Annotated in this window: 7 protein-coding genes; 3 read left to right on the forward strand and 4 right to left on the reverse strand. The window is 68.1% G+C overall.

Annotation, left to right across the window (positions count from 1 at the left end; translation table 11 throughout):
- The first annotated feature begins 120 nt into the window (after nucleotides 1–120).
- Nucleotides 121–1107, forward strand: a complete 987-nt coding sequence (locus tag AB0I03_RS07610; RefSeq protein WP_360408043.1) for a LacI family DNA-binding transcriptional regulator — start codon at nucleotides 121–123, stop codon at nucleotides 1105–1107.
- A gap of 15 nt (nucleotides 1108–1122) precedes the next feature.
- Here AB0I03_RS07610 and AB0I03_RS07615 read toward each other — a convergent pair whose 3' ends face one another.
- Both AB0I03_RS07615 and AB0I03_RS07620 read right to left on the reverse strand, forming a co-directional pair.
- Complete coding sequence (locus AB0I03_RS07615; protein WP_360408046.1) at nucleotides 1123–3507, reverse strand: glycoside hydrolase family 2 TIM barrel-domain containing protein; 2385 nt, start codon at nucleotides 3505–3507, stop codon at nucleotides 1123–1125.
- An 86-nt stretch (nucleotides 3508–3593) separates the two neighbouring features.
- Complete coding sequence (locus tag AB0I03_RS07620) at nucleotides 3594–5063, reverse strand: glycoside-pentoside-hexuronide (GPH):cation symporter (protein ID WP_360408049.1); 1470 nt, start codon at nucleotides 5061–5063, stop codon at nucleotides 3594–3596.
- Nucleotides 5064–5375: 312 nt separating this feature from the next.
- Between AB0I03_RS07620 and AB0I03_RS07625 the strand changes: the two genes are divergently transcribed.
- Together AB0I03_RS07625 and AB0I03_RS07630 are read left to right on the forward strand one after the other, a co-directional pair.
- Nucleotides 5376–6818 (forward strand): MFS transporter, encoded by a 1443-nt coding sequence (locus AB0I03_RS07625; RefSeq protein ID WP_360408052.1) that lies wholly within the window; start codon nucleotides 5376–5378, stop codon nucleotides 6816–6818.
- A 337-nt stretch (nucleotides 6819–7155) separates the two neighbouring features.
- Nucleotides 7156–8853, forward strand: a complete 1698-nt coding sequence (locus tag AB0I03_RS07630) for a cellulase family glycosylhydrolase (RefSeq protein WP_360408055.1) — start codon at nucleotides 7156–7158, stop codon at nucleotides 8851–8853.
- A 146-nt stretch (nucleotides 8854–8999) separates the two neighbouring features.
- On the opposite strand, the gene AB0I03_RS07635 is transcribed toward AB0I03_RS07630, so the two are convergent.
- Nucleotides 9000–10295 carry an RICIN domain-containing protein gene (locus tag AB0I03_RS07635; RefSeq protein ID WP_360408058.1) on the reverse strand — a complete coding sequence of 432 codons (1296 nt, stop codon included), beginning with the start codon at nucleotides 10293–10295 and terminating at the stop codon, nucleotides 9000–9002.
- Between the two features lie 80 nt (nucleotides 10296–10375).
- Nucleotides 10376–12055, reverse strand: coding sequence for a hypothetical protein (locus AB0I03_RS07640; RefSeq protein WP_360408061.1), 1680 nt, complete (start codon nucleotides 12053–12055; stop codon nucleotides 10376–10378).
- Nucleotides 12056–12189: the final 134 nt, after the last annotated feature.

The following is a 12189-nucleotide window of genomic DNA, read 5'->3' on the forward strand; positions in this document are numbered from 1 at the left end:
CGGGACGCCGCCGATGCACCGGGATGACCTCCGGATCGGTGCTCAGCATGAAGAGCGTCACCCTGAGCACTACGACCAACCCGCCTGGATCGGCGACTGCGCGTCGATCAGAATGGTGGGATGACGTCTGAGCCTGTCTTGGAGAAGCCGGCCACCGCCGCTGACGTGGCCCGCCTGGCGGGGGTCTCGCGGTCTACGGTGAGTTTCATCCTCAACGGCAAGCTCGACCGCTTTCCCGAGGAGACTCGGCGGCGTGTGCTCGATGCCGCCGAGCGGCTGCGTTACCGGCCCTCGTCCGCGGGGCGATCGCTCGTCAGCGGACGCAGCGACACGGTCATCGTGCTGCTCCCGAACACGACGTTCGGCAGCAACCTGCAAGACGCGGTGGACCGCGTCGTGGAGCACTCCGCCACTTTCGGCGGCAACGTGGTCGTCCGCTTCGCGAGCACGACCGTCGATGCCACACTGGACGCCATACGGGCGCTGCGACCCCTTGCCGTGGTCGACTTCGGCGTGCTCAGTGCAGAGGATCGCGAGAACGTTGAGAAGACCGGCGTGATCGTCGTGTCGTCGCTGCGGCGCGGCGGCGGGCAGCCCGACGGAGGCATCGGCGAGATCCAGGCCGACGCGCTGCTGCGCCGGGGACCGCGCCGCCTCTGGTTCGCGTCCCTCTCCGACAACCGCATCGACGCCTACGGGCCCCATCGGTTCAAGGCGCTGCAGCGCTACTGCGAGGAACGCGGACTGGAGCCGCCGCGCACCGTCTCAGTGCCGCTCACCGTCGAAGGCGGTGCGGCGGCATTGCGAGCGGTGCTCGAGGCCGGCGGTCCTGCGGGGATCGCCTGCTACAACGACGATGTGGGGATGGCGCTGCTCGCCGGTGCGCGCCGCGAAGGCGTGGAGGTGCCGGAGACGGTTTCGCTGGTCGGAGTCGATAACACGCCGATGAGCGCGTTGAGTTCACCGACGCTGTCGACCGTGGATACGGGTATCGCGACGATGGTCGACCTGCTGTCGATCCAGTTGGAGCGCCGGCTCGGCCGCGACGTCGACGCCGAGACCGAGCCGGTGCACCGGTTCACGCTCGTGGAGCGCGAGAGTTCCTGATACCGCCCGCGGGCGTCACTTGACCGAGAGGCGCAGCTCGCGGGATTCCAGGCCTTCGGCGCCGACGGTGACCGCCACGGGGCCGGGACCGGTCGGGCGAATGATCGCCTGCGCCCGTCCGCGGTAGGTCGAGTGCGCTCCTTGATCGAACCGCTCGAGGTTGTCGGGTCGGGCGCTGCCGACCGCGGCGAGCGCGGCGCCATCCACGGTCACCGTGACGGTCCGATCGGCGTCGGTCACGAGTGTGCCCGCGCTGTCGCGCAGCTCAATGTCCAAGTAGGCGAGATCGTCTGCGTCGTCGCGGATGACGTCGCGGTCGGCGGTGACCGCGAGTCGGACGCCGCCGACGCTCGAGCGCAGCGCGAAGCGCTCGGCCCGCTGACCGCCGCGTATCGCATATGCCTCAATGGATCCGGACTCGTACGGCAGGTCGAACACGGCGCGGAAGCGGTGGTCTTGCCCTGCGGGGCGTGTGCCGAGGGAGCGGTCGTTGAGGAGCAGTTCCACCTCCTCGGCATCGCTGTAGACCTCGACGCGCATGGCGGTCCCGGGGTCGACCGCCCAGTCCCAGCTGGCGATGCTCTCGCTCCAGGCCCACTGGCCGGGGCGTGCCTCCCGGCCCACCGCGGCCGGGTCGACGACCGCGATATAGGGCTCGGTGCGCAGTCCGAAGACGATCTCGCGGTAGTAGGAGGCCGGTCGTCGGTAGCCGGTCAGGTCGAGGTCGCCGCACCAGGCGGTGAGCCAGGGGAACGGCGCCTCGAACGCGGACGGCTCGTCGAGGAACTGGTTGCGGCCGATGCCGACCTCGCCGAGGTAGTCCCATCCGGTCCAGGTGAAGTCGCCGAGCACGTTCGCGTGCTTGCGGACCAGGGCCCAGTTCACGTCGATGTGCGGGGGGAAGGTCTCGGTGCCGATGATGACGCGGTCGGGGAACAGCTCGCAGTCCATCTCGTAGCGGGCGTCCCCGTAGTTCATGCCCGCCGCGTCGAGCAGCGCGAAGGACTCGGCGGTCCGCTCGGTGACGGTGGTCGAGGTGTTGACCCGGTTGAGCATGTCCCCGGCGTTGCCCATGGCGTCGTTGACGCCGCCGTCGCCGCCGGAGGCGCCGCGCTGCTGCATCATCGGCAGCAGGGTCTTGAGGGTGGAGACGAAGCCGTTCACACCGTTGGTGATGAAGCGGGTGTCGTCGAGTTCGCGGATCTTCTCGGCGAGGCGCCGTCCCCATTCGGAGCCGAGTGGATGGCCCGTCTCGGGAATCTCGTTGCCGATCGAGTAGAAGATGACGCTGGGGTGGTTGCGGTTCTTGGTCACGAAGGCCTCGATGTCGCGTTCCCACCACTCGGGGAAGGCCAGCGAGTAGTCGAAGTTCGACTTGCTCTCGGTCCAGATGTCGAAGGCCTCGTCCATGACGAGCATGCCGATGCGGTCGCAGGCGTCCAGCAGAGCTGAGCTCGCCGGGTTGTGCGAGCTGCGGATCGCGTTGAACCCGGCGGCCTTCAGCAGCTCGATCTTGCGCTCCTCCGCGCGGGCGACGGCAGCCGCCCCGAGCAGGCCGTTGTCGTGGTGGATGCAGGCGCCGCGCAGCTTCGTCGACACGCCGTTGATGCGCAGGCCGTACACGGGGTCGAGTTGCAGGCGCCGGATGCCGACACTGTTGCGGCGCTCGTCGAGCACCGTCCCGTCCTGCTCGAGCCGGACGACGGCGCTGTAGAGGTGCGGCGTGTCCACATTCCAGAGTTGCGGCTCCGGAACGAGGAGCCGATGCCTGGCGACCCCGGTGGTACCGGCCCGCACGGTGATCGGTGCGCTCGTGCCGGCGACGACCAGGCCCGCGGGGTCGAGCAGCTCCGTGCGCACCGAGACCGTCTCGGCGCTGAGGCCGCGGTGGTCCACGGGGACCGCGATCTCGACCATCGCGCGGTCGGCATCGATGTCAGGAGTGGTGATGCGGGGCCCGTCCAGGCCGATCCGGATCAGCTCGGTCACGATGAGCGTCGCCTCGCGGTACAGGCCCGCCCCGGCGTACCAGCGGGAGTCGTCGTGCGCCCGCACTTCCACCGTGATGGTGTTCTCCTCGCCGTAGCGGAGGTGGTCGTCGAGCGGAACGGTGAAGGCCGAGTATCCGAACGGGCGCTGCCCGGCGAAGGCGTCGTTGACGTAGACCATCGCGTCCCGGTGCGCCCCTTGGAATTCGACGGCGACCCGCTTGGTCCGGTACGACTCCGGCACGTTGAACGTCTTCGAGTACTCATAGGCGGCGCTCGGGAAATAGGCGGTCTTCCCCGGGTTGGCCGCCGACCGCTCCTCGGAGAAGAGGGCGTCGTGGGGCAGGGTGACCTCCTCCGCTGCCGCGGCCGGGCGGCCGAGCTGCGCGAAGATGCTCGTCTTGGGACGCACCGTCCAGTGACGATTGAAAGAGTGTCGAGACATGCGGGTGCTTTCTGTGCTGTCGTGAACGGACTGATCCCGGTCCGCGCGGGAGCTCAGTCTTGGGCGGCGGGGAGGGCGCCGGTGCGCCTCGCGATGAGGTCCTGCGTCATCCGCGGCTGGTAGCGGTCGAGGTTGAGGAAGAACACGACCATGAACTGCAGTACACAGACGATGAGTGGGATGCCGAGGTAGAGGAAGACCTCCATGTCGACGGCCGACTGCGGCTGCACTGCGGCGGTGCCGTCGTACTGCGCGAACGCGAGGAGCCAGCCGATCAGTGCAGCGCCGACGCCGGCGCCGAGGTTCTGGCCCGCGGTCGCCGCGGAGTAGGTCATGCCGTCGATGCGCACGCCGGACTTCCACTCGCCGTAGTCGACGATGTCGGCGATGAGCGCGAAGAGCGCGGCGGAGACCGGGATCGTGCCGATCGCCCGGATCAGGGCGCCCGCGATCACCACATTGAAGTCGGTCGGGTCGCTCAGTGCGATCAGCATCCCCGCCGCCGCCAGCGCCGAGCCGACGAGGAACGGCAGCCGCTTCCCGAAACGCCCGGTGATGGCGGGCATGAACCACATGCCGATGAGCAGTGGGCCGATGCCGGCCAGGCTGAAGAAGCCGTAGAGGCCGGCGTCGCCGAGCACGTCGCGGGCGAAGTAGATGCCCGCGCCTCCGATGCCGGCGGCCAGGTTCTGGGTGAAGAACAGCGCGAAGCCGAGGTAGAAGTACGGGTTCTTCAAGAGGATGCGGAGGAGTTCACGGACCGGTCGGGCCGCGCTGTGGTCGCTCTCGACGGTGGTGGTCACGCGCTCCTTCGTGCCGAGGAACACGACGATGAAGGTGATGGCGGCGACCGCCCCGTAGATCGTCACGACCGCCGTCCAGCCGCCCTGGCCGCCGCCGAAGCGTGCGATCAGCGGGATCGTGAAGAAGTTGACGAGCAGTGTCGCCGTGAGGGCGGCGAAGGTGCGCATCACCGTCAGGCTGACCCGGGTCTTGCCGTCGGAGGTGATCACGGAGAGCAGCGTGTGGTACGCGAGGTTGGATCCGGTGTAGCCGATGGCCAGGCAGAGGAAGTAGAAGACGAACGCGTAGATCTCCTTGCCCGTCGAGCTGAGCCCGGCGGGCACGTTGAAGAGCCCGATGAACGCCAGCACGACGATCGGAGTGCTCAGGAGCACCCATGGTCGGGCCTTGCCCCAGCGGGTCTTCGTCTTGTCGATCATGGTGCCGATGACGAGGTCCATCGTGCCGTCGAGCACGCGCCCGAGCAGGATGATCGTGCCTGCGATCGCCGCACCGATGCCGACGGTGTCAGTGAAGTAGAACAGCACGAACGACGACACGGCCGCGAAGATCAGGTTGCCGCCGACGTCGCCGACGCTGTAGGCGAGCCGCTCCCCCATGCGCACGGGAGTCTCGGCGGCGGGCGGCGACCCCGCCGGAGCGTTCTCGGGCGAATCGGGAGAGCCGACCGCCGGGCCGGCCTCCGCAACGGGGGCCCCGGATTCTTGATGCGATGCCATATTGACTCCTTCGTCAAAATTCGACCAGGACACTCGGGCACAAACAGGCAGTAGATCTTCATCCCTGGTCAACACGTGTGACTACATCTAGTAACACGTGTGACTAAGATATAGATGAAGCCACCCCGTGTCAAGCGGGCCTGCCAGCGCGGCCACCGAGCATCTGCGGCACGTTGCGCTCGGCCTGGCTCAGCGAACACATCGACCGCGAACTCCTCGCGCCTTCGGACTATCGACGACCGGTCGAAACCGACTGCACTGCAACAAGGACAAGGACGAGCCTTGAAAATTCTGAACAGACCTTCGACGCACTTGACCGCTCTGCGGGAGCGTTCAGGCCTGCTCGTCGGCGCACTGGCATTCGCCGGGATCTCCGCAGCGCTCACGCAGACGATGATCACGCCGCTCATCCCGTCGCTGCCGCACATCTTCGGCACGAGCGCCGAGAACACCGCGTGGGTCGTCACCGCGACCCTGCTCGCCGCCGGCGTCTTCGTGCCGATCGCCGGACGCCTGGGCGACATGTTCAGCAAGAAGCGGATGCTGCTGGTCTGCACCATTCCATTGGCGCTCGGCGCGGTGGTGTGCGCACTCGCGCCCAACGTCGAACTCATGATCACCGGCCGCGCGCTGCAGGGGCTCGGCAGCGGCATCATGCCGCTCGGCATCGCCCTGCTGCGCGATGCGCTCCCGCCGCAGAAGCTCTCCTCCGCCATCGCAACGGTGAGTTCGACACTCGGTGTCGGCGGCGCGATCGGACTGCCGGCCTCGGCTGCCGTCATCGAATTCGCCGACTGGCGAGCGCTGTTCTGGGGCAGCGCCGCCATCACCGTCCTGATCGCCGTCGTCCTCTGGATCGCCGCCCCTTCGCCCGAAACCGCCGCACGGCGTCAGCACTTCGACTGGGTCGGGGCCGTCGGACTCGCCGTCGGACTGGTGAGCTTGATGCTCCCGCTGTCGAAGGGCTCGAGCTGGGGGTGGTCGTCGCCGCTGACGCTCGGCCTGCTCGCACTCGCCGTCGCAGCCCTGCTCTCGTGGGGGTGGTGGGAGACCAGGAAGGCGGAGCCGCTTGTCGACTTGCGCACCACCGCAAGTCCGCGAGTACTGCTGACCAACATCGCTTCGATTTTCGTCGGCTTCGGCATGTTCTCGAGCATGCTCGTCCTGCCGCAGGTGCTGCAGCTCCCGGCGTTCACCGGCTACGGGCTCGGCCAATCCGTGCTCGCCGCCGGGCTCTGGATGGCGCCGGCCGGACTGATGATGCTCATCCTCGCCCCGGTCGGCGGCCACCTCTCCGACGCCCGGGGACCGAAGTTCACCCTGGTGCTCGGCTCGATCATCATCGCCCTCGGATACGGCGTCGCCCTGCTGGGCATGGGGAGCACCTGGGGGATCCTCGCCACCGCCGTCGTGGTGAACAGCGGCGTGGCGTTCGCCTTCGGCGCGATGCCGGCGCTCATCATGGGTTCGGTCCCGAAATCCGAGACCGCCTCCGCCAACAGCTTCAACACCCTCATGCGCTCGCTGGGCACGACCATCGGCTCCACGGTGATCGGCGTCGTGCTGGCCGGTCTCACGATCGGCTCCGGCGCCACCGCCCTGCCATCCGAAGCGGCATTCCGGGTCGCACTGCTCGTCGGCGCTCTGGTGTCGGCAGCGGCAGCCGTCCTCGCGGCGTGCATTCCGGGATCGCGGGCAATCGAAGCAGACGGGCAGGTGCGGACTGCGGCACCGGAGCCGGTCGTCGTTCGCTAGGTGCGAGGCAACTTCGTCGACGTCCTCACCGACAGCGGCCCTCACCGGTAGCGGCCCTGCACGCCCCGTCCGGTGCATCGCCTTCCGCCGAGGCGGGAGCGCAGCACGACCCGACCTGTTCAATGCGGGCGACGAACCTCGAGCGCCTGTTCACCGGCATCCGGGTCATAATTGAATTGTTAAGTTTTTACGGGCGTCCAAACATTGACACCGGCCAGTGGGATATAGCAGTCTTTCCATATCTCGTCCCGCGGCAACCCGGGACGAGCCGGCATCCACCCATCGCACCCATCCGCGCTCGCGGACCGTCCCAGGGTGCGCCGAAAGGGGAACTCCTTTGATACGCAAGGCAATGCGGCTGCTCCTGGCAGCCCCGATCGCCCTTTCCATGCTGGCCGTCCCGGCCGCATCGCAGGCTCAGGACGCCGAGCCGCAGTCCGCCGAGGCGATCGTCGCGGCCATGCAGCCGGGCTGGAACCTCGGCAACACGCTCGACGCCATGTGCTGCAGCCCCGGCGCCGACGAGACCGCCTGGGGCAACCCGCGCGTCGACGAATCCTTCTTCGACGACATCAAGGCCGAAGGCTTCAACTCGGTCCGCATCCCCGTCAGCTGGGGCAACCACACCGGTCCCGCGCCCGACTACACGATCGACCCGGCTGTCATGGAGCGGGTGCAGGAGATCGTCGACTACGCGCTCGAGTCGGACCTCTACGTCATGATCAACACGCATCACGACTCGTGGCAGTGGATCACGAACCTGTCCAAGCCCGAGCAGCACGACCAGGTCATGGCCCAGTTCGACGCCACCTGGACCCAGATCGCCGACACCTTCGAGGACTACCCGCAAGAGCTGGTCTTCGAGGCCATGAACGAGGTCGGCTTCGAGGGCACCTCCGGCATCGACGAAGACCACGAGCTCATGGCGGAGCTGAACCGCTCGTTCCACGAGATCGTGCGCGGCTCCGGCGGCGGCAACGACGACCGCCTGCTAGTCCTTGAGACGATCTACACCAGGTCCGACCAGGTCCACCTGGACGCCCTCGCCGCCGAGATCGAGGCGCTGGACGACCCGATGCTGGCCGCCACCACCCACAACTACGGCTACTGGCCCTTCAGCGTCAACATCGCCGGGGTCACCACCTACGACGAAGAGAGCCGGGCACTCCTCGAAGCCAACTTCCAGGACCAGGTCGACACCTTCGTCTCCAAGGGCATCCCGGTCATCATCGGCGAGTACGGCCTGCTGGACGGCTACGACGTCAAGGTCGAGCGCGGCGAGTACCTGAAGTTCTTCGAGCACTTCGGCTACCTGGCCCGCACCTCGGGCATCACCACGATGTGGTGGGACAACGGCACGCACTACGACCGCTTCGCGCGCGAATGGCGCGACCAGGAACAGTTCGACTACATCTCCTCGTCCTGGACGACCCGCTCGGGCACCGCCTCCTCGGACCTCATCTTCGTCGACGCCGAGACCAAGGTGCGGAACCAGACGGTGACGTTGAACCTCAACGGCCTCGAGTTCAGCGCCCTCTACTTCGGCAACAGCAAGTTGAAGGCAGGCAAGGACTACGTCCTCGACGGTACGACGCTGACCATCAAGGCCAAGGTCCTCAAGCGCATCCTCGGCGACCGGGAGCCCGGCACGACCGCGCAGCTCTCGGTGCGCTTCTCGGCCGGCATGCCGTGGAAGCTCAACGTGATCAGCGCGAGCGACCCCGTCCTCCAGGACGCCGAGGGCACCACCGCCTCGCTGGAGATCCCCACCGAGTTCAACGGCGACCGCGTCGCCACCGTGGAGGCCACCTACGCGGACGGCACCAACGCCGGTCCGCACAACTGGACCTCCTACAAGGAGTTCGACGTCGCCTTCAAGGTGCGCTACGCCGAGGGCGCCATCGAGATGACCAAGGCGTTCTTCGATGCGGTCACCGACGGCTCCACGGTGACCTTGACCGTCCACTTCTGGAGCGGTCAGACCGTCGAGTACACCGTGACCCGCAACGGCGACATCGTCACCGGTACGGCTTAACTGCACAACACGAGTAGGGGCGGCGCATTCGCGCCGCCCCTTCACTGCGTGATCGCCGATCCCTCACGGCGTCGCCGCCGCGCTGAAGACACGCCTGTGCGGCCGGACCGCGGTCCGGCCGCACAGGGTCGATCACTTGAGCGGTGTCAGACTGCTTGGCGGGTGAAGCGTTGGTTGGCGTTGCCGTTGGGGGTGTACTGGGAGATGCGGGCGCCGTCCGCACTGGAGTAGCCCCACACGTCCATGGCCAGGCCGGACTGGCGGTTGATGATGCTGACGACGTTGTTCCCGTGGTCGGTCAGGCGCCAGTGCTGGCTGTGCGCGCCGGTGTCGGCCTGCTGCGTGATGTCCGCGCCGTTGCTGTTGCTCGCGACCTGCAGGACCAGGCCCGAGTGGCTCGCTTTGATCTTGAAGTGGCCCTCGCCGGCGTCGACGAACTGGAACTGCTGGTTGGTGCGTCCGGTGCCCGACCACTGGTGCAGCAGCGCCCCGGCAGCAGTGGAGACCCCGTTGATGTCCGCGTACTTCCCCGAATGCTGCGCGATCAGCCGGTAAGAGCCCGGACCGTTGGGGTTGCCGCCCAGCGCGGCCTCCCATTTGGTGTTGGAGCCGGCCGCGTCGACGGGCAGGCGGTCCCGGGCCGCGGTGTCGCCGTACATCGTCCACTGCGCCCAGTTCCGGACGGTGTTCCTGAAGCGCAGGTCGTCCCAGAAGCTGTTGTGACTGCCGCCGACGAAGGTGAGGAACGCCTTCGGCCAGGTGATCTCGTTGTAGGCCTGTCGGCCCGAGGAGTACGCGGTGGTCCCGTCCTGGTCGCCGTGGACGAAGAGGACCTTGGCGTTGACCGAGCTCGACGGGTTGCCCATGTCCAGGCACGACTGCGGGTTGGCGGAGATGATGCGGCTGTCGGGCCAGGAGGTGAGCAGGCCGTGGGTGGTCATGCCGCCCATCGAGTGGCCGCAGGCGCCCACGCCGATGTCGGTGCGGACGTGTCCGGCGAGCGGTCCGCTGGTGTTGAGGGCGAGGGTGTTCGTGAGCACCTGGGAGACGTCGCGGGAGGTGTTGCCGCTGTTGACGTCGTTCAGGCTGTGCTGGAAGTGCGGGGACGGGACGATGAAGCCCGCCGAGGCCAGGCCCGGGGCGAACGTGGAGTTGGCGGGGTTGCCGCCCAGGCCGTGGGTGTAGGCGTAGACGGGGAAGACCCCGTTCGCGACCGGGGCGTCCGCGACCGGGGTGCCGCCTGCGGTGCCGGCGGCCGGGTAGTAGACGTAGGTGGTGACCGGGCGGGTGCCGCGGTACCAGTCGTACCTGCGCACGCCCACGGCGAACGGGTTGGCCGGTGCGGGTGCGGCGTGCGCCTGCGCGGTGCCGAGCAGTGACACGCCCACGCCCAGGGCGCCGGCAGCGCCCAGGTTCAGGAACGTGCGTCGTTGCATTGCCATGAGGACTCCCTTTCGGAGGAATGGTCGAGGGGGAGCGGCATCGCCCGATCGACGGTGCGTGCCGCTCCCCCTCCTTCGCCTTATTCGCCGTTGACGATCTTGTAGGCGTCGGTGAACGGCGCTCGCGCGTCCTCGCCGCCGTTGCTCAGGAAGGTGTCGACCATGGCCGGGATGTCCGCGATCTCGGAACGCCCGTAGACCACGTCGGCCTCCTGGTCCTTCAGGGTCTGCAACGCGGAGATGAAGGCCGCGGGCGCTTCGACGCGGATGCCTTCGAAGATGTCCTTCTCGAGGTGGTCCAGGACCGAGGCGTCGTAGTCGAACCGCTGCTGGACGAGGACCGGGTCGCCGGTGTGGAACGTCTGGACCTTGCCGGAGATGCCGTAGTAGCCGCCGATGGTCGCGCTGCCGTGGTCGTTCGTGCGCGGGACGCCGGCGGCGTCGAACTCGAAGTGGTCGCCCTCGATGCCGTAGTCGAGCAGCTGGTTCTCGATGGTGCCGAACGGGGCGGCGCAGAAGTTGGCGACGTCCAGGATCTCCTCGACCTGCTCGACGGAGAGGCTCTTGCTGAGGAACAGCCAGCCCTCGACGTCGGCGGTGCCGAACACCACCGGCGTCCGCCCGCCCGCGGCGACAGGGCCGAGCGGGACGACGGCGCCCTCGATCTCGCCCCTGGTGACGCTGCCGCTGTAGTCGCCCCAGTAGGACATGCCGTCCTGATGGAACAGGGTCGTCCCCGCCTTGTGCAGCTCCTTGGGGTCCAGGGAGGCCGCGGGGGCGTCGGGGTGGATGAGCTTCTCGTCCCAGACCGTGCGCCGGAACTCGAGCCACTCGGTGTACTCGGGGCGTTCGCAGTTGTGGACGAGCTTCCCGTCGATCCAGGCCCAGCCGTTGCCGGAGGCCAGACCGAACCACTGGGGAGTGAGGTAGTCGAGGCCGTAGAACGCCCACCTGCCGGCCGCGTCGTCCGACCAGGCGCGGGCGACCTCGAGCACTTCCTCCACTGTGGTGGGAACGGCCAGGTCCGCCGCCTCGAGCAGGTCGGTGCGGACGTACATGCCGTTCTGCGGACCGCCGGCCAGACTGCCGGGGATGCCGTAGAGGCGGGCGCTCTCGGGGTCCTCGGGGTCCTTCGACCAGACCGACTTGCCCCAGGCCTCGGTGACCCGGCCGGCGAGCAGGGGCCAGCGCTCGGAGATGTCGCCGGTCAGGATGTCGGTGAGGTCGTAGAACCGGTTGACCACGGTCTCGCGGAAGTTGGGGTGGGAGCCGAGCATCCAGCTGAACATGTGGATGCCGTCGCCGAACTCGCTGGCCTGGATCCACTGGTTCGAGGTCTCGGCGTAGGTGTTGCCGTCCGCGTGGGCCAGTTCGATGACCGTGCCGCCCCACGCTTCTTGGACCGCCGCGAAGTAGGAGTCGTCGCTGGGAGGCGGTGTGCCCCAGGTCGGAACGGTGATCCGGTAGGTGCCGCTGTTCGCGGGCGGTTCGGGGATCGCCTGTGCCGGCTCGGGGTAGGAGAGGAACCCGGACCGGTGGTTCGGCGGTTCGCCCACGAGGTCGGGCTCGACCGGGAGCGGCCATTCCTTGTACTGCGGCAGGAAGTCGAACCCTTCGGTGACCTGCGTGCTGCCGTCGCTGCTCTGGATGTCACTGCACGCGGAGACGAGGGGAAGACCCGCGGCGCCGGCGGCGCCGAGGCCGGCCGCCTTGAGCAGTGATCGGCGCCGGAAGATCGACCCGTGTGAGGGAGTAGCCACGTCGCTGTCCTTTCGGTGGTACTGCGTGTGAGGGATTGCTCGAAGGAGCGGTGGTTCGCGGTGGAGTGGGGGGGGGGGGGGGGGGCGGCCGCCCCCCCCCCGACGGCTGGGCATGGGGGCGGGGGGGGGTGGTG

The sequence above is a fragment of the Glycomyces sp. NPDC021274 genome (assembly GCF_040641195.1).
Taxonomy (GTDB): Bacteria; Actinomycetota; Actinomycetes; order Mycobacteriales; family Micromonosporaceae; genus Glycomyces.